Genomic DNA, 24,844 nt, shown 5'->3' with positions numbered 1-24,844 from the left:
GTTTCTACTTGATTAAAAACCGATTTCAATACCAAATGTAACAGTTCGAAGAGCCGGAGTCTCGAATGTACACAATCCGTCAACCGGAACTTCCGGGTCAACATACAAACTCTTTTTCTTCCAAGTTAGCAGGTTGTTTCCTGAAACATAAGCTCTTAATTTACTGATACCTGCTTTAGACGACCAGTTTTGCGGTAAAGTGAATCCCAAAGTCATATTCTTCACACGTAAATGATCTGTAGACATCAGCCAACGCGAAGAGGCTTTATTAGTGTTACCGTATGCAAATTGTGGCAATTTGGCATTATCACCTGTTTTCTGCCAGGTATCTTCCATCTTGTAATAAGCAGGAACATTACCCACATAATTATAAGTACCTCCATTGGATTGTAGCCAGGTAGCATAATCATAAGCATGTCCGCCCAAAGAGTAAGTCAGGGTTAAATTGAAATCAATAAACTTCCAACTGATATAATTGGTCAAACCACCTTGTACTTTAGGTTCGATAGAACCGATAATCGTTTTATTAGCAGCAGCAGAATTTGTTGTTGTTTCACGGCTACCATCTTCACCGTTTATATAATACAGTTCTTTACCTGTTTGAGGATCAACACCTGCATATTCATAGGCATAGATAGAATAATATGGTTCACCCACACGGTGGATAGAAACCCCATCAATGATTTCCTGTTGTTCGCCATCCAACTTGGTCAGCTTATTCTTATTATGTCCTAAGTTCAAGGAAGTAGTCCAGAAAAGGTCCTTGTTCTGGATGTTGGTAGACTTCAATTCCAATTCAAAACCACGATTTCTCATTGAGCCAACATTCACAAGCATATTAGCAGTACCCGCACTATTGATTACACCGACTGCAGCAGAAATCGGTTTATCCATTAAGAGATCTTTTGTCTCACGGTTATACCACTCAGCAGAAATAGTCAACCTATTGAGTAGTGTAAGGTCAATACCGATATTTGTGGCATAATTCTTTTCCCATTTCAGATTCGGATTATAGAAACGAGCTTCTGACGAACCACCATTTCCATTATAATTATATCCAAATTCATATACCCCCATATATCCGTAATAGTCTTTGGGCTGTGTACCATTTACACCGTAAGAAGCACGGATCTTAGCATCAGTAATAACATTGGATAATGATTCCATAAATGCTTCTTGTGAAAGTCTCCATGAACCTGATACAGACCAGAAATTGCCCCAACGACTATCTCTTGATAAACGAGAACTTCCATCACGACGGAAACTACCACTTACATAATATCTTCCGGCATAATCATAATTCAAACGTCCTAAATAGGAAGTCATTCGATAACTATTAATGTTACTGGCACCTCTTGAAACACCTGCATTTGTAATCTCCGGTAAGTAGGATGGATAAGTATTACCATTAGTATAGGTATAATCGTATTTGTAATCCTCCGTTTCAAATCCCAACAGTACATCGATATTATGGTGTTCTGCAAATGTCTTGTTGTAAGTTAACTGAGTTTGAGTATTCAACTTGCTTCTGTTCATCATATAGCGTTGAAACACCCCTTTTGAAGAACGACCATCATTGGAACGAGGATCCCACCATACACGATTGTTTGTCTGGTTAAAATCATAACCCAAAGTTTCTTTTATATTCAAATTATCCCAGATATTCCATGTTGCAGCCAATGTATTCAAAGTACGCACAATTGTACTACGATCATAATTATACGTTGCAGTCTGAAGAGGATTGGCACCATTCAAAGCAGGGAAACTCGTACTAAATGTACCATCTTCATTATATGGGAATGTAGAGGGAGAAGCTGTCATAGCCAGACACATGATGGGGCTTGAGAAACTAGTCCCTTCCGAGTTTACTTTTTGATTTGAATTTGTAAACATCGTACTTGCCTCAATTGTAACGCGGTCTGCCGTATGACTCATATTTGCACGTCCGGTGATACGCTCGTATCCAGACTGTAGTGTAATACCTTCCTGTTTGGTGTATCCAAAAGAGGTATAGAATTTAGTCCGCTCATTTCCTCCTTGAGCATTTACTTCATAATTTTGGTGAGAACCGTTTCTGAAAAGAATATCTTCCCAATCAGTATATCCGCTCCAAGGTTTTGCAGCATATTTATCAATATTATTATCTGCATAGTTCGTGGCATAAGCTTCATCCTTTCCAGAATTTAAAGCATAGTTTTTAAGACCCATATATAGGATATCGCGTCTATCTTCACCATTCAGAATGGGACGATAATCAATAGCTTTGTTGGAGAATCCCCAGTCTGCCCTCACATTGAGTTTCAATTTTCCTGAAGCTCCCTTTTTAGTAGTAATTACAATAACACCGTTTGCTGCGCGTGAACCGTAAAGTGAGGCAGCCGCTGCATCTTTAATTACCGTCATCGATTCGATATCATTACTGTTGATGGTGGACAATAAGCTATTACCTGACTGAGAATAAGTGAATTGACTTGCGTCACCAGTCATTACAGGTACTCCATCAATGACGTATAACGGATCATTGCCGGCATTAATTGACCCCATTCCACGAATACGTACAGATTCAACAGCACCCGGTTGTCCGGAAGTAGACGTAATCTGTACACCGGCAACAGAACCGGCTAATTTATCTTGTACACTTAAAGAAGGAACATCCTGAAGTTTCTCCGTCGTAATACTTGATGCCGCTCCCGTAAAAGATGATTTTTTAAATGTACCATATCCTGTTACAACGACTTCGTCCAACACTTCCGTATCAGGTTTTAGCGTAATCTTCATAACAGGCTTAATCGCCACCTCAACAGTTTGCATACCAATATACGAAATCTGCAAAGTCTTTGCAGAACTATAATTGTATTATAAACTGTTTATTATCAGTATTTTATAAAATACACAGAGAACTTGTGCTTATACGACAATATCAATGGATATATGTTTGAATATCAAATACATATGATAACAATACTAACAATAAAAGTTGAATGATTCCTATATCGATCTCCCACTATTGTACACGTAATCCGCTTATTGTAAGTGAAATATAGATTAAAAAGTATACGATTGAAAAAAGAATGTTATACTCAATAGTTCCAAACGAAAAAAAAAGTCATAAAGCAGTCTATTATTATTTTACATAAACGGTTTAGAAATGAAAAAGGATAATTACTAATTTGATATTTATATAAAAACAGAGAATGCCAACCTAAATTTCCTTATAATAGGATTAATAAACTTATATATTTAATAAACAGCCAATTAAACCGTTCACATTTTGCATGTAGGAAGTTAGTTTTAACATGATGTTAAAACTAACTTCCTACATGCAAAGAATTAGTGATTTTCAATCAGAAAACAAGTTCTTTATAGAAGCGGTACTTGCGAACTGTGATTCGTGTTAACAATGTTAATAGCCAATATATCTACGTAAGGCACAAATCTCTGTTACATGTAAGATACTTTGCGATTATTTTTAGACTTTTCTAAGTCTCGTACAATAGTTATGTCCATTATATTAGTATAAACTTGAGTTGTCTTCACGCTTTTATGTCCCAATAGCTTTTGTACAGTAGTAATATTGACTCCACTGTATATTAATAATGTAGCATTGGTATGGCGAGCGGTATGGAACGAAATACGTTTATTCAACCCTGATAATTTTGCTATGATCAATAATTCCTTATTCACATTTGAATTATCTCTAAGCTTAAAAAAATCAGCAAGATTATCCTGATATTTATTCAAGACTTCTATTCCTTTTCCCTCAAATAAAAGATAAAGCGGAAGGCGTACTTCCGTATTCGTTTTCACAGATTTATAAATAAGCCAGGTTTCCTGATGCATTTTCACTATGTTTTCAGGGGATAAGTTGGTGAAGTCAGAATATCGTAATCCTGCATAACAACAAAAGAGGAAAGCATCTTTTGTCTTTTCCAGTTTCATAAACCGACCATCCAATTCCAAACTTTCAATCTTTCCTAATTCTTCTGGAGAAAGGTGAGTATGGCTGTTTTCGATACTTTTAATTTTATATTTTCTAAAGGCATATTTCTGTATCTCCATATATTCTTTATTTATGGCTACATTGATATGTCTTTTCAAATGTTTCATGTGCTTCGCAATGGTATTGGTGTGATACCCTTTTTGCTGGAGGTAATGATCAAATGAGGATATAAATTCAAATGTCAGATCTGAGAATGACACATCTTTCTTATAGCCTCTCAATAACTCCAAAGTTGATAAATGGTTACGTTTGGTACTCTCCTTCAATGAAGATTTGGCTATTTCGTTGCGGAAGAACGCAATAAACGAAGTTCCATCATCCTGACTTTCCATTGAATTTTTTAGTGAATCCAATGAAATTTGTTTTCCCTGTTGCCACAATCCCAGTTCTTTCTTCTCTATTTCTGCCATGAACTCATAGAGCATGTGATTGATAGCATCCGCATTAGGGTGGTTTTTAACCATCCTTTTCTTGAAATCCCATTGGTCAGGACTCAAGTAAACCTTGGTAGAAAAATATTTCTTCTTCCTATTTAAGTAAGCCTCAACCTGTACCAACGCCATCCCTTTTTTGTTCAGGCTCTTTTTTCTATTATACACTAAACTGTAAATAATTTTATCCATTTCCTTTATTTTTAATTAATACTATGGACAAATAAGACGTGCATAGACTCAATATTAGAATTGAATAAGATTTAATATCTGCTAAAACCTGCTATTTTTTATATAGAAATAACTAATTTGTATTTTTAAAAAGTGGCTAATTTATATTTATAAAAACTTCCTTAACAGAAAAACGAGCACTATTTTTGCTCATATTAAGCCTTGAATATACAAAAATGGACCAAAATACATATTATTAGCACCTGCAACATGTTAGCAATACAAACCTCGTTTACGTTTTTTAAGGCGTATTTCTATGTTATTAGACATAAAATTGCGCATTTAGATAACGATTTGTTATATTTGCAAGGTTTTTTTATAGAAATAATTGTTCGTTTCATATTTCTTAATATATTTGCATTTTGTTAGAGTAAAGAAACAATTAATGTAAAGTTAAACTTTAAGAGAGAATTTATGAAAAGAAAATTAATGCTGTTATTGACTTGCCTTTTTATAGGTATAGGTCTAGTAACCGCCCAAACTCAGAAGGTAACAGGTGTTGTTATTTCTGAAGAAGATGGGCAACCAGTTGTTGGAGCCTCTGTATTAGCTAAGGGCACCACTGTAGGTGTTATTACTGATCTAAATGGTAAATTTACGTTATCTGGTATACCAAGTTCTGCAAAGACTTTGCAGATTTCGTATATCGGTATGCAGACTGCTGAGGTAGCAATTGCACCGATAATCAAAGTGATATTAAAGACTGATGCTAAGGCACTTGACGAAGTCGTAGTAACAGCAATGGGTATCTCAAAAGAGAAAAAAGCGTTAGGGTATGCCGTACAGGATGTGAAAGGAGATAAGCTGACTCAAGCATCAAGTAGTAACCTTTCCAGCGCTTTACAAGGTAAAGTTTCAGGAGTAGAGATCTCACCGTCATCAGGTATGCCGGGTGCCTCTTCCAAAATGACTATTCGCGGATCACGCTCGTTTACAGGAGATAACACTCCCCTGTATGTTGTGGATGGTATGCCTATCTCATCATCTACAGACTTGGATACTTTCAACTCTGTTACAGGCTCTGACTATGCAAACCGTGCGGTAGATATCGACCCGAATGACATTGAAAGCATCAACATCCTGAAAGGTCAAGCTGCTTCTGCTCTGTATGGTATGCGCGCATCAAATGGTGTGGTAGTAATCACTACCAAGAGCGGTAAAGGTGCACGTAAAGGTAAACCGGAAGTTACCATCAACACTGGTTTATCATTCGATAAGGTTTCTACTATGCCGGATTTCCAAAAAGAATTCGCACAAGGATTTAATGGTGCTTTTAGCCCATCAGATTCTCGTTCTTGGGGCCCTTTGATCTCAGAACTGGCTAACGATCCCAAATATGGTGGTAATACGGATAATACCTATACTCAGAAATACGGTAAACATCAGGGGCAATACTATGTAGACCAGCGTGCCAAAGCAGGACTGGACCCATGGGCCACTCCTCGTGCATATGACAATGCTAAAGATTTCTTTAATACAGGTGTAACGTGGAACAGCAGTGCAAACGTGGCACAAAGCCTCGATAAAGGAAGTTACTCTTTGTCTTTAGGAAGTACTACTGCAAACGGTATTGTACCTTCTACAGGTATGGATCGTTATAATGCAAAACTAACTGCACAAGCTCAATTGAACAAGAATTGGTCTACCGGTTTCAATGGAAACTTCGTTTATTCTAAAATCAAAAAGCAAACCGGTGCCAACAATGGTATCCTGGCAACTGTATATGGTGCACCGTCCAGCTACGATTTAGCCGGTATCCCATCACACATTGATGGAGATCCTTATACACAAAACACGTATCGTTCGACAGGCGGTTTCGATGGTGCTTATTGGGCCGTTGAAAATAACTCTTTTAAAGAACGTACTCAACGTTTTTTTGGAAATGCATTTGCTAAATATTCTACTGATTTCGGTACAGAAAATCATAAACTGGATGTAAAATACCAGTTAGGTACCGATGCTTATACCACTAACTATACCGATACATGGGGATATGGACACTCCAACGGAACAGGTAGCATTGAAGAGCAGAGCGTTACAAACAATGAAATAAATTCATTGTTAACTGTTACTTATGACTGGAAAATCACTCCGGAACTTGACTTAAATGTATTATATGGTAATGAATTAGTCGATAATTCTTCAAAATACAAATACAACCTCGGAAATAACTTCAATTTCCCAGGATGGAACCATATAGCTAACGCATCAATCTATTCGTCTACAGGAACCTACCATCGCGAGCGTACCGTTGGTAACTTCGGTAACATTTCATTAGCATATCGTAGTATGTTGTATTTGAATGCTACTGTTCGTAATGATATTGTTTCATCCATGCCACGCAATAACCGTTCATTCACTTACCCTTCCGTTTCTCTTGGTTTCATCTTTACCGAATTGGAAGCACTGAAGAATGATGTTCTGACTTATGGTAAAATTCGCGCTTCTTATGCAGAAGTAGGGCAGGCAGGTACTTACTATCCTTCTTACTATAAAACTCCGGTCTATGGTGGCGGATTCTCTTCAGGAACTCCTATCCAGTATCCTATTGGATCGATCAGCTCATATATTCCATATTACAAAATTTATGATCCTAACCTGAAACCTCAGAACACCAAATCATACGAAATCGGTGCAGACTTCAGTTTCTGGAACGGTTTAGTTTCATTGAACTATACATATTCACGCCAGAATGTAAAGGATCAGATATTCGAGGTGCCTTTGGCTACTTCTACCGGATATAGCGAATTGATCACAAATGGTGGATCGGTACATACAAACTCACACGAAATCACTTTGAGTGTAAATCCGATCCAAACTAAGAACTTCAACTGGGATTTTGCATTTAATTTCTCTAAAATCGACAACTATGTCGATAAATTAGCTCCGGGTGTATCAAGCATCATGTTAGGAGGTTTTGTTGATCCGCAAGTACGTCTGAGTGCCGGTGATAAATTCCCGGTTATCTATGGTACAAGCTATCAAAGAAACGAGGAAGGCCAGATTGTTGTAGATGAAAACGGTATGCCGACATTAGGTGAAAACAGAGTGTTGGGAAGTGTATCTCCTGACTTCAGACTGGGCTTCAATACTACTTTTGAATTTTATAAGTTCCGCCTCTCTGCAGTACTTGACTGGAAGCAAGGTGGATGTATGTATGCCGGTACTGTGTCAACACTCGACTATTATGGTGTAACCCAGAAATCAGCAGACTATCGTAAAGCTGATTACTTCTACTTCAATAAACCGGCTGTAAAACAGTTGGCAGATGGTTCTTACGCACCTAATGACATCAAAATCAGCGGTGAGAACGCTTATAATTACTTCGACAGATTGAGTACGATCTCTGAAGCCGGAGTATACGGTTCTTCATTCCTGAAATTACGCGAAATCGCTTTAAGTTATCCGGTACTGGATAAGTCATACTTAGGCGTAACAGTAAACGTCTTTGCACGTAACTTATTGCTTTGGTCAGAAATGGATAATGGTATTGACCCTGAATCATCACAGGGAAATAACAACATGGCTGGTGCTTTCGAACGCTTCTCGCTCCCGGGAACATCAAGCTATGGTTTTGGTATTACAGTTAAATTCTAAAAAGGACAAAAATGAAATCAATATTTAATTTATCAAAAGGCATATTGTCTGTGGCATTGATTTCCGTTGCATTTGCTTCCTGTTCGGAAGATACAATGGATCGTATTAATGAAGACAAAGACCACACAACCAGTGTACCTGCCAAATTCATCTTGGCTGACGTAATCACTGCAACTGCATTTAGCAATATCGGAGGCGACTTTAATACATATTATTCTACCTACGTAGAGCATATGGTTGGAGTAGACAATCAATTGGCAAATGCGGAAAAGCGTAACGGAGAGCCTTCGGCATCTTCTACTTTTAACAATGTATGGGGTAATTTATACTCTACACTGAAGAATGCACGTATCGCAATTAACATAAGCTCAAATGAGGTTTCAGCCAATTATACAACCAAAGGTATTGCCGAAGTATTGGCCGCAATCAATGCAGGACTGATCGCAGACTCATTCGGTGACACTCCTTTCAGCCAGGCTGCCCTTCCGGAATTAGTCAATGGACAACCCCAGTTTATGACTCCGGAATTAGATAAGCAAGAAGCTATTTATACTACCATTATGGAATATTTGGATGCAGCAATCACTGATCTTCCCAAAGGTGACAAAAGCGATGAAATTGGTGAGTATGACTTCATATATAAAGGTGACGGAGAAGCATGGTTAAAACTAGCATACGGCTTGAAAGCTCGTTATACAATGCGTCTGTTAGCTCGTTCTTCTTCAAAAGAAGCTGATTTACAAAAAATTTTAGAGTACATAGAGAAATCATATACATCTATTCAGGATCAAGCTGCTTTCTCTATTTATAGTGCAACAAACTTAAACCCGTTATTTGACTTCCAGTGGAGCCGTGACGGATTGGCTGCAAGTAAAAGCTACGCTGATAAACTAATAGAACGTAAGGATCCGAGATTACGCCGTATCTTTTGCATTGGACAAGGTAAGGTAACTGGAGAAGAAAAAGCTGTGTCCATCCAAGTAACCGGTGCAGATGACCCAAGATTCCTTATGGCCGATAACGGTACGGCAGAGTCTGTTAAATATGAATATAATACTCCTATATTCGTATATTCGCAAACATGTCCAACCTTATTAATGAGCTATCATGAATTACTTTTCCTGAAAGCTGAAGCATTGGCTCGCTTGAATAAGACCAATGATGCGGCAGATGCTCTGAAAGATGCTATTGTTGCAGCCATTGCAAATGCAGAAACAGGTGTAACAGCTGCACTTAACGCTCCTACAGTAAAAAGTTACGGAGGCGTTAAAGAGACTACCAAAGCTATCACAACTGCTGAAGCAGAAGAGTATTTCACCAACAACGTAAAACCATTATTCGATGCCAATCCTGTAAAAGAGGTAATGGTACAGAAATATATTGCATTCCTTGGAGCCTTCGGTGAGACAACAGAATGCTATAATGATGTACGCCGCCTCAAAGCAATGGGTGAGGAATATATCAAACTGGACAACCCTTACAAGTTCCCACTTCGCGCACCTTACGGAGCAGATGATGTAAGTGCAAATCCGAACGTAGAATCTGCATTCGGAAACGGCCAGTATGTATATACCGATCCGGTTTGGTGGGCCGGCGGTAGCCGCTAATCAGCATAATGCTTTCTAAAGTATTTATCAAACAATAAAGAGAATGCCCGGATTTACATATAAAACGTATCCGGGCATTCTTCTTTTTCTGAACGAATCAGTATCTGATTTATAGCAACCCTTCTTTCAAGATACCTACCAATATCGGATGCAATCCACTAACAAAACATTCAACAGCAATCACCATCAAAATAAGTCCCATCAAACGCATCATCACGTTATTTCCGGTCTCCCCCAACACTTTAACTAATCGGGTAGACGCACGCAGAATCAAGAAGGTAATAAAATAGATCAAAGCAATAATGCCAATTAACGTTCCTTTCATTTCAATAGTATGGGCATCCTCCATCAAAACAATGGCATTAGCTATCGCCCCCGGACCACAAAGCATAGGTATGGCAAGTGGAGTGATCGAAATATCGTCAGCATAGGTTTTAATCTCTTCATCTTTCAATTTCATCGGAGTGTACCGTGCCTGCAACATATCAAAGCCTATCTTGAAAATAATCACTCCACCTGCAATACGAAATCCGTTGGTCGAAATACCGAAGAATTTAAAAAGGAATTGCCCTGCAAAAACAAATACCATTAAAGTGATAAACGAGACGAAAGTGGCACGGCGAACAACCGCTTGCCGCTCTTTATCAGTCATACCATGAGTCATGGTCAGAAAAACGGGCATTGTACCCAACGGATTAGTCAACGTAAAGAAAGAAGTGAAACAGAGTAAAGCAAAAGGCAAGAGAGTGTCCATAGTTGTATTTTTATGCGTTCTATATTGAACGCAAAAATACAATATATCTATAAATGTTACAACAGTTCCACCAACTCTTTCAAATCAGTCATTGAATAAGTAGGACGGAAAGGAAAATCAGTGCGTCCGGACACATTATAATAAGCCTGATGCATTCCCACTCCATGAGCACCAACAATATCAGCTTCCCAACTATCCCCAATCATTAATGATTCACGTAGTTCCGATTGTGTAGCCGACAAAGCAAAATGAAAAATTTCCGGCCAAGGCTTCATCACTCCCAGATCTTCCGAAAGAATTATTTTATCAAAATATGTATCAATGCCTGCCGAACGCATTTTACAGGATTGCAATTCCCTGAAACCATTTGAAAGAATATACAAATTATATTTAGGTGCCAAATACGAAAGTACCTCTTCCGCATACGGCATTAGCCTCCTTTTAGTAGGAACTATCAAAAAGAAATCGTCAGAATAACGTTTTGCAAGCATTTCATCGTCAACGCCAACAGCTTTCAAAGGATATAAAAAACGCTGTCGATTCAACTCTTCTTTAGTCACCTCCCCGTTTCCATATTCTACCCACAACTCCACATTCCTCTTTTGGTAAAGAGAATAAAAATGGGAAAACGAATCGAAATACCTTCCCAATCCATATTTATCGTAAACTTCTTCAAACGTATCATACGCATTTTGGGAAAAGGCCCAGAGAGTATCATCTAAATCAAAAAACAGGTTTCTATATTTCATATTAATATATCAGGTACATTTCAAAAAAGAGAGCACGGATTACATACTGTGTAGTCCGTGCCCTTATCAGTTACGTTTGTTTTATACTACTTATTTGACCTGGATTACCAGATATTTAGATACACTCCAGAATTCTTTCGGATTCGTGATCTTCAAAGTCAGCTGACCTTTATCATCTTTAACCAGCTCGTAAGATTTAGCCGGATGAGTAGTGAGCAAATCAGCACGTTTAGAATATAATTTAATCTCTTTAGTAGTACGGATATCGATCTGAGTAAAATAATCCTTGTTGAAATCCGCACTCTTCAGCACATCCCCTTTTTCAAGAATCTTCTGAGATTTAAGTTCCGATTTAGTACCAAACACAAACCATGCACTATTGATGGCCTTATCCTGTTCTGCTACGGTCTTTGCCTTGGCTTCATTTTCAGCAGCCAATGACTCTTTATCGGCAGTCAGTCCGGTTACTGCAGCATCCAACTCCTGAATACGGATATTCTTAGAAGCTAATTCAGCCTGAAGTTCTTCGATACGCTGAGTTTTAGCAACCAACTCCTGAGTCAAAGATTCAACGGCTTTTTTCAATTGTGCCGAATTATTCTTACTATTCTTCAGCATAGCCTGCAACTTAGCGATCTGTGCCTTGTTTTCTTCCATCTGTTTCGTGATGAATTCAATATCAGATGCTATTTGTTGTTTTGCGGTTGCAGAATTCTCAGAGATAGTGCCACGGGTCAAGTCAACACGGCTTTCAGCTGCGTTTATTCTACGAAATCCTTCCTGAACTTCGTTGAAAGTACCCATCATTTCGTCCAATTCGGCATTGCGCTGGGTCAACTCCATCAAAAGAGAATCATTTTCTGCCTTCAGGTCCTTACTTCCACCACCCAGGCCGTTACACGAAGCCAACATAGCTGCGCATACTAATAAAACTACTAACTTTTTCATACGATTACGTTTTACGTTTTTAAATGAAGTTATTATTAATCGTCTATTCCTGCAAGTACAATCACAATCTCTCCCCGGGGTTCGGTAACGGTAAAGTGTTCTATCAATTCACTCAAAGTCCCGCGAACCGTTTCCTCATGAATCTTTGAAATTTCACGGGACACAGATACCTGACGTCCGGAACCGAAATATTCGGCAAACTGTGTCAATGTTTTCAGCAAACGATGTGGGGATTCATAAAACACCATTGTTCTGTGTTCATCCACCAACGATTTCAATTTTGTCATACGCCCCTTTTTCTGAGGGAGAAAACCTTCGAAACAAAACTTTTCGTTAGGCAATCCCGATGCTACCAACGCCGGAACAAAAGCTGTCGCTCCGGGCAGGCATTGTACTTCGATACCATTGCGCACACATTCACGAACTACCAGAAAACCCGGATCAGAAATTCCCGGTGTTCCGGCATCCGAAATCAAAGCAATGGTTTCTCCTGCCTTTATTCTATTAACAACACTCTCCACCGTTTTATGTTCATTAAACTTATGGTGGGATTGCATCACGTTTTTAATCTCAAAATGTTTCAGCAAGATTCCGGAAGTACGGGTATCCTCCGCCAGAATCAAGTCGACCTCCTTCAGGACTTTAATAGCCCTAAATGTCATGTCCTCCAAATTCCCGACCGGCGTCGGTACCACATATAGTTTTCCCATATCCTAATAATCGCGTTTTATATAAAGTACTTTTTGAGAAGTTCCACTAAATCAGCTTTAGCTTCATTTTCCTCTTCCACCTTTATTTTAGAAGATAAGAAAACAAGAGCCGCATCCAGTGAATGCATCTCCCCAATCTGTTGCAACACATGATTCATTTGCTCCATGCTTCCCCCAAACAGTTCACGGGAAAAGCGAAACGAATCATTCAGACTGATTGAACGGCGTAAATCTCCAGCTGTTTTAATCCGCTCGGCCAAAATAGGTGTAGAAGCCGTATTGGTTTCAATCTTCATAGATACTTCAGCCGATTGTGCCGGTTCTACGGTCACTTCAGGCAATTCCAATTGTTCAGATTCCGGCATCTCCGGAGCCTCCGGAACTATTACAGGCTCTTCATCTTTCTCCGGGTTACCCACAACTATTTCTTCTTCTTCTTCTTCTTCTGCTTCTTCTTCTGCTGCTGCTGCAGACACAGGTTCCGGCATTGGATTTATAATCCGGTCAGGAAGTTCGTTTTCCGGTAGTGCTCCCCGATCCAACTGTTCCAGTAAGATGTCCAACCGGCCACGCATTTGCACAATATTTCTCTTTGCCACTTCACGCAAAGCAGAATCCGGTTTACGCGAAACGGCCTCCATCAGGCATTTAAGTTCCTGAATATCCAATTCTATATCGTTCAACAATGCTTGCATATCTACATCTGAATTTCTTCTTGAATGACTTCGCAAATGTAGAAATAAATAATGAAAAAACACCGAGAAGCCAATAAAACTATTACTTTTGCAACCAATTATAACATACATCAGCATGGTATTATTTTCAGAAGATCATATACAAGAGACGAGAAGAAGAGGAAGAATTGAAGTAATTTGCGGTTCCATGTTTTCAGGAAAAACCGAAGAACTGATCCGTCGCATGAAGCGGGCCAAGTTTGCCCGCCAACGCGTAGAGATATTCAAACCTGCCATTGACACACGCTATTCTGAGGGGGACGTTGTTTCACATGACAGTAATACCATTTCCTCCACTCCCATCGACTCTTCAGCCAGCATACTGCTTTTCACATCCGAAATTGATGTGGTAGGCATTGACGAGGCACAGTTCTTCGACAGTGGTTTAATAGATGTATGCAATCAATTGGCAAACAACGGAGTACGTGTCATCATAGCCGGATTGGACATGGACTTCAAAGGCATACCGTTTGGTCCGATGCCGGCTTTGTGTGCCATTGCCGACGAAGTATCCAAGGTACATGCCATTTGTGTAAAATGTGGACAATTAGCCTCTTTTTCACACCGTACGGTGAAAAACGACAAACAGGTGCTATTGGGTGAAACAGCCGAATACGAACCTTTATGTCGGGAGTGTTACCAGAAAGCCCTGCAAGAGGACAAAGAAAAATCATAATGACCTCACGGTAGCAAAGCCCGGACATTTCCGGTGAGGTCGCACATCAAACGTCAGATTATTATGGAAAGGAAAAAGATTACATTTGATAGTTTCATACGTGGTTCCATCTGCTGTGCGCTCATTGTGGGATTACTGATACTTTTTAAAAGGCTCAGCGGCGTACTGCTACCTTTTTTTGTGGCATGGCTTATCGCTTATATGATTTATCCGCTCGTCAAATTTTTCCAGTATAAATTACGCTTTAAAAGCAGGATCATTTCTATTTTCTGCGCATTGTTCAGCATTACCATAGTAGGAATTGCCATTTTTTACCTTTTAGTGCCCCCAATGCTTGCCGAAATAGGACGAATGAACGATCTGTTGGTTACTTATCTGACTAATGGTGCTTATCGTTCCGGAACAGTGCCTCCTACTCTTTCGGAATTTATCCACAGACATATCGACCTTCAGGCACTGAACCGAATCTTAAGTGAAGAAAATATAATGAATACCATTAAAGAGACTGTTCCTAAACTTTGGGCACTCGTTGCGGAATCTATTAATATTCTGTTTAGCGTATTCGCTTCATTCATCATTTTATTATATGTGGTATTCATCTTGCTCGACTATGAATCCATCGCAGAAGGATGGCTTCACCTATTACCAGGCAAATACCGTACCTTTGCATCCAATCTGGTCAATGACATACAGGATGGAATGAATCGCTATTTCCGCGGCCAGGCACTTGTTGCCTTCTGTGTCGGCATCTTGTTCAGCATTGGGTTCCTGATCATCGACTTTCCGATGGCTATTGCCTTGGGACTTTTCATCGGTGCCCTCAATATGGTTCCATATCTGCAGATTATCGGTTTCTTGCCTACCGTCATATTAGCAATCCTAAAAGCTGCTGATACCGGTGAGAATTTCTGGGTAATCCTGGCAGGTGCCCTCGTTGTTTTTATTGTTGTTCAAGCCATCCAAGATGGTTTCCTTGTCCCAAGAATCATGGGAAAGATCACAGGGCTCAACCCTGCCATCATTCTTTTATCTCTTTCCATCTGGGGATCCTTGCTCGGGATGTTAGGTATGATCATAGCACTCCCGCTCACCACCCTAATGCTCTCCTATTATCAACGTTTCATCATCAACAAAGAGAGAATAAAATACGACACACATGAAACATCTGATAATCAGAAGATAGAAGGAGATGACGAAAAATAAATAAAACTTTTTTCACCCAAAAGCTTGCAGATATAAAAAAAGTCACTACCTTTGCACCCGCAATCAGGAAATAACTGATACGCAAATAAGGATTGATTCGCTAGCTCAGCAGGTAGAGCACAACACTTTTAATGTTGGGGTCCTGGGTTCGAGCCCCAGGCGGATCACATAAGAACAAAGCCAAACGGCGACAAAAAAGAGACAAGTCCTACAATATCAACGTATTGTAGGACTTTTTTTTATGTTTTAGTCTTGCCTGAAAGACAAAAAAGGGGCACGAAAAGACACACTTTAGTATCCAAATCGTACCCCCTTCCCCAAAAAACGATTAGGGGGTACGATTGTCGGAAAATGGCTTACTTTTGACGTGATTTGTCTATACTCTATTTATCTCATTTACAGTGATTAAAATTAGTTTTGCAATCTAAAAAAGTGAGATTATGAAAAATGAAAAGAGTACATTCAGCGTATTGTTTTACCTGAAAAAAGACAAGATGAAAAAGAATGGTTTAGTACCCATTCATGCCCGTATCACAATCAACGGCAAACAGACCCAATTCAATACCAAGTTAGAAGTCCTTGAAACTAACTGGAAATCCGGCAGAGCCATAGGTAAATCAATGGAGATACAAAGGCTTAACTCCATGCTGGACGACATTAAGGCAAATATCCGTTCCCACTTCCACAACCAATTAATGCGGGATAGCTATGTTACCCCCGAAAGCGTGAAAAATGCTCTTTTGGGAAAAGAGGAAGAAGCCAATACCATCATTTCTTTTTTCACCCAGCACAACGACCAGTACAAGAAAAAGGTCGCAGCAGGTGAAGCGACCCCCAAAACGTACAGCCGATATGAACTGACAAAGTTACGCCTGATAGAATACATGAAAGATGAATATCGTGTATCAGACTTACCGATACGTCAAATTAATAAGGTATTTATTGAGAACTTCTATCTATATATAATAAAGAACCACGATTGTTCACCCAATACGGCAATGAAGTTTATCCAACGTTTCCGTACAGTGGTAAACTTTGCACAAGCTACCGGATTAATTACTGCTGACCCGTTCGCTCATTACAAACTTAAATTCGAGTATATCGAAAGAGGGTATCTTGACAAGGACGAAATAAGCAGGTTATGCAACAAAGAATTTGCTTCAAAGAGATTGGAACAGGTACGGGATATTTTTATTTTTAGCTGTTATACCGGACTTTCATACGTGGATATATGCGAATTAACCCGCAGCGACATCCGTATGGCATTCGATGATAATTTGTGGATTATAAAGAAACGTCACAAGACAAAAGTAACATCAAACATCCGTTTACTGGATATTCCGAAAGCTATCCTGAACAAATACGAGGGAAAACTTAAAAACGGTCAATTGCTACCTGTTATCAGCAATCAAAAAATGAATGATTATTTGAAAGAAATTGCTACGGTATGCGGTATTGACAAGAACGTCACATTTCACCTTGCAAGGCACACTTTTGCAACGACCATTACTTTAGCAAATGGTGTACCCATCGAAAGTGTATCTAAGATGTTGGGACACACCGACATTCGCACTACTCAAATCTATGCTAAAGTTATAGATGCGAAATTAAGTAACGATATGGAATTACTGGCACAGAAAATTAATACGAAAAAGGTAACTGCTGCCATATAAAAGATTAGGAACTGGTCACGATTTGTGAGCAGTTCTAAAGATAACTTATCACTTAACAACTTAAAATATTGAATTATGGATTTACAAATCATTCAAAACAAGATTTATGAAATTAGGGGTTGCAGGGTTATGCTCGATAGCGACCTTGCGGCACTTTATCAGGTGGAAACAAAAGCGTTAAAACAGGCTGTTAAACGTAATATAGAACGTTTCCCCGAAGATTTTATGTTTGAACTGACAAAGGAAGAAGTCGAATGTTTAAGGTCACAAATTGTGACCTTAAAGAATAATCCGGATGAAATGGAAGAAGAAACCAGTTCAAAACGTGGTAAGCATACTAAATATTTGCCCTATGTTTTCACGCAAGAGGGAGTAGCCGCCCTGTCCGGTGTACTGCGCAGCCCTATTGCTATACAGGTGAATATTTCTATCATGCGGGCATTTGTAGCCTTGCGTCAAATGATTACAGGTTATCAGGAACTCCTAAAGCGCATTGAAGAACTGGAAGAAAGTACGGATGCACAATTCAGCGAGGTTTACCAAGCACTGACCCAGTTACTAAGCAAACCCGAACCAAAACCACGCAAACCGATAGGATATAGAACCTATGACGAATAACTGTTTAAGGTATTCGGTTGTCTAAGGGGTGTCACCAGTGATACCTCTTTTTTAGTTCCCTAAAGTAATGTATCTCAATCACAAATTTTAGCAAAGTTACAGCCCGGCGGGGACAAATACCAAATCCGAGCCGTTCCGGTTTTCTAAAAAATCTCCACACCTACGGGTTGTATTTTTTGAAAAGATTTGGTTGAAGTCCCCGCCAAACTGTGGGTGTCCGGCAAAATTTCTTATTGTTTAATTTAAAATTCAAGCGTTATGAAAACAATCGAATTTACCATGCCGGAAATCACTATCTCTTATAAGGACAATGTAAAAGCATCCGAAAGAATAAAAATTCTCTCTTCTGAAACTTCTTATTCCTACCTGAAACCGTTCTATGTAGAATGTATGGAACACCACGAAGAAAGTTATGCAATGTTCCTTAATCGGGCAAATAAGGCTTTAGGCGTTTCCCTTATCTCTAAAGGCGGTATGGCTGAAACAGTAATGGACGTGAAAATCATCCTGCAAACCGCCTTAAAAGTCCATGCTTCGGGCATAATTCTCTCACATAACCACCCATCGGGCAACCTACGTCCGAGTGAACCGGACAAACAAATTACCTCAAAAATAAAAGAAGCCTGCAAGGTCTTGGATTTACACCTGTTAGACCATATCATCCTGACAGAAGAAAGCTATTACAGTTTTGCAGACGAGGGGCTTATCTAAGCCCTTTTTTTGTTACTGGCAACAAAAACACAATATCCTACTTTTAAAATAAAACCATTTTTCCAGTTTCTCTTATTGTAAATCTTCCTCTTAGGCAGTCCCCAATCGGAGCAGTCATTATCGTATCACATAGGCAAAGGTATTTCCGTGTTCTTAACGTCTTTGCAAGGTCAAGCCCTAAAGGGTTTAAACAAAAATCTTCCTGTTGTACTTCGTCCAAAGAGTATTTTTCTTTAAAATCTTGCAAAGCCTAAACACTACCCTTTAAAGCCTATATGAAACGAAAACGACCGCCCCGACCGGAAACGCATAAAAAAAAAGTCAGATTTACGAGAAACAGGAAAAAAGGTTATGAAACTCAACTCCCTTACCTCTCAAATCCGCATAAATTTTAAAAGACACAGAATTATGGAAGCAGTAACATTATCAGAAGCAAGAGTTTATGTAGGTACTTACAACAAGTATAACAACGGTTCACTTTTCGGCAAATGGTTAGACCTGTCCGACTATTCGGATAAGGACGAGTTTTTAGAAGCGTGCCGGAAACTGCACAAGGACGACCAAGACCCGGAATTTATGTTTCAGGATTACGAGAATATCCCGGAAGCCCTGATTTCCGAAAGTTGGCTTTCTGAAAAGTTCTTTGAGCTTCGGGATGCCATCGAGAAACTAAGTGAAACCCAGCAGGAAGCGTTTTTCGTATGGTGCGACCACCACAACAGCGATATAAGCGAAGAAGATGCGGACGACCTTATTTCTTCCTTTGAGGACGAATATCAGGGAGAATATAAAGACGAGGAAGATTACGCCTATGAAATCGTAGAGCAATGTTACGACCTGCCGGAGTTCGCAAAGACCTACTTTGACTATTCAGCTTTTGCCCGTGATTTATTTATAACTGATTACTGGATGGATAACGGTTTTGTTTTCCGTTGCGCCTGATTACTAACCGGGTGGAGCAATCCACCCGCAACACGCTAAGACAATGAAAGTATATAATAAGATAGCGACTTTTTTACGATGGTTCATACTTGCTTTTATCATCTATCAGGCAGCCACCAGCACCGCCGGAATGTGGATAGCCCTAATCATAGGCTTTTTTATTATCCGGTTCGTTCTCCGGCTGTTTATCTCCGCCGTTTACCTGTTTTGTATGGCGATTATTTTCATTGTGTTGCTCTCATTTTTGATTATCTGATAACTCATTATAAATTATAACGATATGGAAACTTTAAACAAAAACGGGGTAAGCATTACCCAAATACCGGGAGAAGAAAAATATGTGAAATGCTGTTTAGGCGCATTCAGGGGACAGATTTATTTCCAGTATGATTATCGCCATACAGATATGGAACTGTTCAGCACAGTGGCTAAAACGCTTGACGAATGTCGCAAACAGCGGGATGAATGGATAGCGAAAAAAGAAAAGAAACAATAACAATATAAATAAGTACATTTATGAAAACGACAGAAGTAAATAAAAAGATTATCGGCAGACGTTGCAAGTGCATATTTACCGGATTGTTGGTAACGGGTGTTATCGAGGACACCACAGAGGATAAATACACGGTCAGCGTGAAAGTACGTTTTGACACGCCGCACCAGTGGGGTAATGAACTTTATTCTTATGACTGGTCTTTCGGACGGAAAGCAGATGATTTCGGTTCATTGAAGTATTTGGAACTACTACCCGACAAAACAACATTCGATGCAATGATAGTTACTTTCAGCAAACCCATCGACACGCTGAACGGCATTTTTGAGGACGTGAAAGCATGGGGTGTCTGTTCCCTGAAAGGGTGGATAGATAGCTATGAAAGCACCCGTTTTACGCCCATAGACGTAGATAAGGCAGTTATAACGAGCGAATATAACATGGAATGTGTCAAAGAGTGGTTGGAACATAATACACCTGTAAAGAACATTATAATCGGTTAATAAAGAACGGCGGCAAATGCCGCCGCTACTTTCTTTCTGTGAGCTGAAGCGGACAAAGAAAGATAGCAAAGAAACCTGTTTCCATTCCCTATAAAAAAGATAACCCGCCGGGAAATACCCGCCGGATTATCTACCATAACATTACGCATAACGTATCATTCCAATTCTTCGCCCCATAGTTCTTTATCGGTTGGAGCGTGTTTCATTTCATACCAGCACCAGCAACCAGCCAGCAGGTAAAAAGCAGCCAAAGCCACAAGGAATTTATCTATCATACGGATAAAATACATGAAACTCAATATCATTCTTCATGGAACAGAAAGATAACTTTCAGAATGCACACCATTTCTTCATCTTCGGAATCAAATTTCCAAGTCCGCTTTTTTACAACCATTTCCGTATCATAGTCGAAATAATTCAATGCCGGAGAATCATCTTCTTCATCCGCCCACTTGAAAACCTGATTGGACGGTGTTTTCCTTAATGCTACCCGGTCAGATGGTGAAATGCTTTCTTTATCCACTATCACAATATCACCGACTGCCGGAACTGCATCCGTTTTCCATGTGGTACTTACAAAAAATGAAATACCGTTTATATCCAATTCTATTTTAACCATGTTCTTTTTGTCTTTAATTGTTTTCTTCTTCCTTACTGTTGTCATTGTTAAATGAAAACGTAAGTTGTTCCAATTGCCCGAAGCTATCCTGAAAATACACATCTACCGTCTGTTGGTCGGTTGATGTAGAGGTATAGTAAAGCCGGAATGTTTCGCCCGGAAGCGGGTACAGGTCATTCGGCAGTAGAACCGTCCCATCGGACATTTTCAGCGTTCCCGCCCCGTCCGGCTGGAAATAACGGATGAAATACTTTGTTTCCTCATACCGCCCGTCCCGGTGAAGCTGACACCTGATTTCGGCGGTTTCACCCACCTTTAATTTCTTCGGTACAGGCATCGTTTCGATACTGAACGGGTAAGACTGCTGTATATCCACGCTGTCATTACACGCACTCACTAATAACAAGGCGGCCATTACATAGCAGCCTATCAAAATACGGCTTAAAATCTTTCTCATATACATTATATATAATAGGTTAGTTTATCACATTATTATCTTTAGACCGATACCGAACTGTGTATGGAACTTTCCAACGGAAGAACCGAACAGGCATCTTTCTCGTGCGTTAATCAGGAACACCACCCGGTCGGTAATATAACTTTCCAGTTCCAGCGTCAGCGCACCGCCATAGACAAAACCGTCCTTATCCGTCAGCATCGAGCCATCGGGCAGCAGCTTGTCACCCCAGTTGCTTGTTTCGTATCCGGCAAGGGCAGACAATCCGAGCGAAAGGAAAAAGGTTTTCTTCCGGTCGGAAAGGAAGTTCATATAGTAACCGCCCTCACCTGTGAACTGGCTTACGGGTATCTGTAAATCCTTATAGGGGTAATGCTTTTCGAAGTATTCCCCGCCGATAACCCACCTGTTCCCATTTTTGGTATAGGTAGAGAGAGCCGCCCCGAAGTAATAAGCGAAATCGCTTTTACTGTTCCAGTGAACACCGTCCGCCATGCCGCCCGTAACCTGCAAACCTTTCATTCCTGGCAGACATCTTTGTGCGTGTGCCTGGTTAAAAGTCAGGCACAGCGCAAAAAGGGATATAATACAGCATATCCTTTTCATGTTCATTTGATTTTAAGTTCGTTAATCACTTTTGCCGCCACGACATCCGAGTTTTCCACCCGGATAGTTTGGTGTCTGCCCCCGTTCTTTTCCACCAGTTCAATAACCAAGACCTTATCATCCGGTATGGTGAATTGCGGGACGGTGTACACGGTGCGAACGGTACTCTTGCCGCCGATAACCAGTATCTCGTTATAGCTCCGTACCGGGTCAATCACCGTTTCCTGAATTGCCGTTCTTTTGGCTACTTTCTTATCCACAATCTTGAAACGGATAAAATCGGTATCAAACGGCACGTTTGAACTGTTCTTTACCTGTGTGTGGAAGTAAAAAAGCCCGTTATGCGAATAAATGCCCTTTACCAAGAACTGCACCCCGAAACGCTTGCATCCCAAATGCTTTATTTCCCTGTCATTGTTCTTGTAGATGGACTGCATAATCAGCTTTACCAAAAGCGGGCTTTCGTTACCCAATTCACGGAAATAGATATTCATCCGGGTATGGCTGAAATCCGTTGTGTCCTCATTCTCCAAGAAATCTTTCATTTCGATGTTCAGCATTTCCGGTTCGTGTGCGTATTTAGCATTGAAAGAATAAAAACTGCCATCCTCACAGATAACAGAAAAGTTTGTTTCACCGGGAAAGCCCTCTGTCGTAGCTTTCACACGAACAACATTTTCCGCCCCGTCCGCTTTTCCGGCAATAATGTAGTTACTGCCTAAGTCCACGTACTTCACGGCAGACGGGAAAATGATGTGTACCGTTTTGGCGAATGTCACCTGTACGCCGTAAGGTGTCACCATTTGGCGGTAAGGCAATTTTTTAGTAATGCCCTGATACAAATCGTTACTTTGTGCTTTCACTGAAACCACGCCCAAAAGCAGGGCAAACATGATAATTAACTTTTTCATTTGGATTGAAATTTTTGTAGTTGATAATTGATACATAGTTATTGTTGTTTGGCGTAAAGCATCACCTGATAGTTCGCTTTCAGGTGTACTTTTACCGTTCTGAACTTCTTAGCGAGGTATTGCGAACCGCCCTGCATTAAGCCCCTTGTTATATCCATTGCGACCTGCTGCCCGGCACTTTGCGCAAAGGAAATGCTCGTTCCCAGCCCGGCGCCGATATTCGCCATCGCTTCTTTTGCCGCTTCCTGTTCCAGTGACGAGGGAACGGAAAGCCCCTTCTGCCCGTCACTGTCGTAAACGGCAAGTTCCACCGGAATAATGTTACCCGCATATTCAAGCGAGGACACCAGTATGTCGAGCCGTTCACCCTGAACTTTGGCACTTCCCGATACAAGGCTGTTTTTCGGGACAATCACATTACCCGCTTGCAGGGGTTCTAACAGCCGGAGTTTAACCGTTTGTCCGTCCATAAGTGTTTGGTCATTATGCACACACGCCCGGATAGTGTTCTTTCCCATCGAATAACCACTGCCGACCGCCGTATTAAACCCGTAATTGCGTGGCTTGCTGTATTCGGCGATAAATTCGGCATTGCTCATAGGCTGCTGCAATCCTGAAACCGTCCTGTCCGATACCGCTTTTACAGGTGCGGCATTTTCTTTTTCCTGAATGGGTGCGGTAGGTATCACTTGCGCTACTTGTTCCTGCTGTCCGCCGTTCATATACTTTGCCGCCAGTTCGTAAGACTTTTCCATAAGAGCCACCTGTTCATCCATGCTGCCCGCACCGTTTTCTTTCGCATCGAGCCGGGCAGTGAGTTCTTCCACCTTACGTTTCAGTTCTTCCTTTTCCTTGTCCTCTTTCGGCGTTTCGTAGAAACTGCCTAATTGACGGTTCATGTCCCGGTAAGCTGCCGCTGAAGACTGGATAGAGGAACGCTTATTATTCGGCGCACCCGCCCCGAAATCTATCACGGCGTTTTTCGGCTTTCCTGCCGGAGCATCATCTATCAGGGGCAAATCTTCCCCCTTTCCGTTTTCCTCTCCGAGCGAAAAGGCAAAATCCTGTAAGGAGCGCATCTTGTCCGCCTGTTTGTTCTCCATCTGTTCCTGTTCGTAGGCGGTCTTTTTATCGCTGATTATCCCGTCCCCTTTGGGCTGCGGAATATCGGCGTTAAATCCGCCCACGCTTTCCACCGTTGCTTCGTCCTTTTCGGACGGTGCAAAAATCAGGTACATAGCCCCCAAGAAAACCAGTCCCATAAGCGGGTAAACCAGCATCTTCTTTCGTTGCTGTATCTGTTGCGGGGTAAGTTCCTTTTTCTCTTTTTCTTCTTTCTTCCTGTCCGTTTCCGGTGCGGGAACTTCATTCTTCACTTCTTTTTCTTCCATTGTCTAACTGATTAAAAATATTCGTACTGTCTTTACTTTGAAGTTGTAACTGCCTGATATGTTCTATCCGTATGGTTTCGCCATCCTCTTTGCCTATCCGGTAAATGGATAATACCGTAAAGTAGATGGATAACCCGCCGAAGAACAGGAGCATAAGCAGGATTACCGCCAGCCTTGTTTCCGGTGTCATGCGCCCGCACAGGTGGCGAAGTTTTTCATCCGCCCAGTCCTGTACATGGGTAACAGCCTGATTCACCGGAGAGAGTATTTTCCGTATCAT

Annotated in this window: 24 protein-coding genes, 1 tRNA gene and 1 pseudogene; 12 read left to right on the top strand and 14 right to left on the bottom strand. The window is 40.5% G+C overall.

Annotation, left to right across the window (positions count from 1 at the left end):
- Positions 1–12: 12 nt before the first annotated feature.
- Positions 13–2,847: pseudogene (locus R3O62_RS07825) on the bottom strand (SusC/RagA family TonB-linked outer membrane protein); the annotation flags it as partial.
- A 594-nt stretch (positions 2,848–3,441) separates the two neighbouring features.
- Complete coding sequence (locus R3O62_RS07820; RefSeq protein ID WP_005783269.1) at positions 3,442–4,623, bottom strand: Tsr0667 family tyrosine-type DNA invertase; 1,182 nt, start codon at positions 4,621–4,623, stop codon at positions 3,442–3,444.
- 453 nt (positions 4,624–5,076) lie between these two features.
- Between R3O62_RS07820 and R3O62_RS07815 the strand changes: the two genes are divergently transcribed.
- Both R3O62_RS07815 and R3O62_RS07810 read left to right on the top strand, forming a co-directional pair.
- Positions 5,077–8,259: a SusC/RagA family TonB-linked outer membrane protein gene (locus R3O62_RS07815; RefSeq protein ID WP_250704091.1), complete on the top strand. Its 3,183-nt coding sequence runs from the start codon at positions 5,077–5,079 to the stop codon at positions 8,257–8,259.
- 11 nt (positions 8,260–8,270) lie between these two features.
- Complete coding sequence (locus tag R3O62_RS07810) at positions 8,271–9,866, top strand: SusD/RagB family nutrient-binding outer membrane lipoprotein (protein WP_005810596.1); 1,596 nt, start codon at positions 8,271–8,273, stop codon at positions 9,864–9,866.
- 109 nt (positions 9,867–9,975) lie between these two features.
- On the opposite strand, the gene R3O62_RS07805 is transcribed toward R3O62_RS07810, so the two are convergent.
- The 5 genes from R3O62_RS07805 to R3O62_RS07785 form a co-directional block, all read right to left on the bottom strand.
- On the bottom strand, positions 9,976–10,620 hold the full coding sequence (locus tag R3O62_RS07805; RefSeq protein ID WP_005778522.1) for a MarC family protein: 645 nt from the start codon (positions 10,618–10,620) through the stop codon (positions 9,976–9,978).
- Between the two features lie 56 nt (positions 10,621–10,676).
- Complete coding sequence (locus R3O62_RS07800; protein WP_317472960.1) at positions 10,677–11,369, bottom strand: YjjG family noncanonical pyrimidine nucleotidase; 693 nt, start codon at positions 11,367–11,369, stop codon at positions 10,677–10,679.
- 90 nt (positions 11,370–11,459) lie between these two features.
- Complete coding sequence (locus R3O62_RS07795; protein WP_005810598.1) at positions 11,460–12,317, bottom strand: hypothetical protein; 858 nt, start codon at positions 12,315–12,317, stop codon at positions 11,460–11,462.
- A gap of 35 nt (positions 12,318–12,352) precedes the next feature.
- Entirely contained in the window at positions 12,353–13,027 is a 675-nt protein-coding gene (rsmI, locus tag R3O62_RS07790) for a 16S rRNA (cytidine(1402)-2'-O)-methyltransferase (RefSeq protein ID WP_005778527.1), read from the bottom strand.
- A gap of 17 nt (positions 13,028–13,044) precedes the next feature.
- Complete coding sequence (locus tag R3O62_RS07785) at positions 13,045–13,833, bottom strand: hypothetical protein (protein WP_317472961.1); 789 nt, start codon at positions 13,831–13,833, stop codon at positions 13,045–13,047.
- Positions 13,834–13,837: 4 nt separating this feature from the next.
- On the opposite strand from R3O62_RS07785, the gene R3O62_RS07780 reads away from it, so the two are divergent.
- The 10 genes from R3O62_RS07780 (at position 13,838) to R3O62_RS07735 (ending at position 20,580) form a co-directional block, all read left to right on the top strand.
- Complete coding sequence (locus R3O62_RS07780) at positions 13,838–14,437, top strand: thymidine kinase (RefSeq protein WP_005778531.1); 600 nt, start codon at positions 13,838–13,840, stop codon at positions 14,435–14,437.
- Positions 14,438–14,500: 63 nt separating this feature from the next.
- Positions 14,501–15,640: an AI-2E family transporter gene (locus tag R3O62_RS07775; RefSeq protein WP_005823256.1), complete on the top strand. Its 1,140-nt coding sequence runs from the start codon at positions 14,501–14,503 to the stop codon at positions 15,638–15,640.
- A gap of 94 nt (positions 15,641–15,734) precedes the next feature.
- A tRNA-Lys gene (locus R3O62_RS07770) sits at positions 15,735–15,807 on the top strand.
- A gap of 273 nt (positions 15,808–16,080) precedes the next feature.
- Positions 16,081–17,313, top strand: coding sequence for a site-specific integrase (locus R3O62_RS07765; RefSeq protein ID WP_117596360.1), 1,233 nt, complete (start codon positions 16,081–16,083; stop codon positions 17,311–17,313).
- A gap of 75 nt (positions 17,314–17,388) precedes the next feature.
- Positions 17,389–17,931: an ORF6N domain-containing protein gene (locus R3O62_RS07760; protein ID WP_317473072.1), complete on the top strand. Its 543-nt coding sequence runs from the start codon at positions 17,389–17,391 to the stop codon at positions 17,929–17,931.
- Between the two features lie 258 nt (positions 17,932–18,189).
- Positions 18,190–18,642 carry a JAB domain-containing protein gene (locus tag R3O62_RS07755; RefSeq protein WP_235334342.1) on the top strand — a complete coding sequence of 151 codons (453 nt, stop codon included), beginning with the start codon at positions 18,190–18,192 and terminating at the stop codon, positions 18,640–18,642.
- Between the two features lie 408 nt (positions 18,643–19,050).
- Positions 19,051–19,584: an antirestriction protein ArdA gene (locus tag R3O62_RS07750; RefSeq protein WP_317473071.1), complete on the top strand. Its 534-nt coding sequence runs from the start codon at positions 19,051–19,053 to the stop codon at positions 19,582–19,584.
- 43 nt (positions 19,585–19,627) lie between these two features.
- Complete coding sequence (locus R3O62_RS07745) at positions 19,628–19,840, top strand: hypothetical protein (protein WP_087338105.1); 213 nt, start codon at positions 19,628–19,630, stop codon at positions 19,838–19,840.
- 24 nt (positions 19,841–19,864) lie between these two features.
- Positions 19,865–20,080, top strand: a complete 216-nt coding sequence (locus R3O62_RS07740) for a DUF3873 domain-containing protein (protein ID WP_028897889.1) — start codon at positions 19,865–19,867, stop codon at positions 20,078–20,080.
- Between the two features lie 20 nt (positions 20,081–20,100).
- Positions 20,101–20,580 carry a DUF7258 domain-containing protein gene (locus R3O62_RS07735; protein ID WP_317473070.1) on the top strand — a complete coding sequence of 160 codons (480 nt, stop codon included), beginning with the start codon at positions 20,101–20,103 and terminating at the stop codon, positions 20,578–20,580.
- A gap of 155 nt (positions 20,581–20,735) precedes the next feature.
- Here R3O62_RS07735 and R3O62_RS07730 read toward each other — a convergent pair whose 3' ends face one another.
- Genes R3O62_RS07730 through R3O62_RS07700 form a run of 7 tightly spaced genes read right to left on the bottom strand, consistent with a single transcriptional unit; the run spans position 20,736 to position 24,844 of the window.
- Positions 20,736–20,885 (bottom strand): hypothetical protein, encoded by a 150-nt coding sequence (locus tag R3O62_RS07730; RefSeq protein WP_196245876.1) that lies wholly within the window; start codon positions 20,883–20,885, stop codon positions 20,736–20,738.
- Positions 20,882–21,199, bottom strand: a complete 318-nt coding sequence (locus R3O62_RS07725; protein ID WP_317473069.1) for a hypothetical protein — start codon at positions 21,197–21,199, stop codon at positions 20,882–20,884. The genes R3O62_RS07730 and R3O62_RS07725 overlap by 4 nt, the downstream gene beginning before the upstream one ends.
- Before the next feature lie 13 nt (positions 21,200–21,212).
- On the bottom strand, positions 21,213–21,662 hold the full coding sequence (locus R3O62_RS07720) for a DUF3872 domain-containing protein (RefSeq protein ID WP_317473068.1): 450 nt from the start codon (positions 21,660–21,662) through the stop codon (positions 21,213–21,215).
- Positions 21,663–21,683: 21 nt separating this feature from the next.
- Positions 21,684–22,262 carry a conjugal transfer protein TraO gene (locus R3O62_RS07715; RefSeq protein WP_317473067.1) on the bottom strand — a complete coding sequence of 193 codons (579 nt, stop codon included), beginning with the start codon at positions 22,260–22,262 and terminating at the stop codon, positions 21,684–21,686.
- 2 nt (positions 22,263–22,264) lie between these two features.
- Positions 22,265–23,173 carry a conjugative transposon protein TraN gene (traN, locus tag R3O62_RS07710; RefSeq protein ID WP_217788713.1) on the bottom strand — a complete coding sequence of 303 codons (909 nt, stop codon included), beginning with the start codon at positions 23,171–23,173 and terminating at the stop codon, positions 22,265–22,267.
- 38 nt (positions 23,174–23,211) lie between these two features.
- Positions 23,212–24,564, bottom strand: a complete 1,353-nt coding sequence (gene traM, locus R3O62_RS07705) for a conjugative transposon protein TraM (RefSeq protein ID WP_317473066.1) — start codon at positions 24,562–24,564, stop codon at positions 23,212–23,214.
- Positions 24,539–24,844: a TraL conjugative transposon family protein gene (locus R3O62_RS07700; protein WP_317473065.1), complete on the bottom strand. Its 306-nt coding sequence runs from the start codon at positions 24,842–24,844 to the stop codon at positions 24,539–24,541. Before R3O62_RS07700 ends, traM begins: the two co-directional genes overlap by 26 nt.

It is taken from the genome of Bacteroides hominis, assembly GCF_033042785.2.
Taxonomy (GTDB): Bacteria; Bacteroidota; Bacteroidia; order Bacteroidales; family Bacteroidaceae; genus Bacteroides; species Bacteroides hominis.
This window is presented reverse-complemented; position numbering and strand designations above follow the sequence as displayed.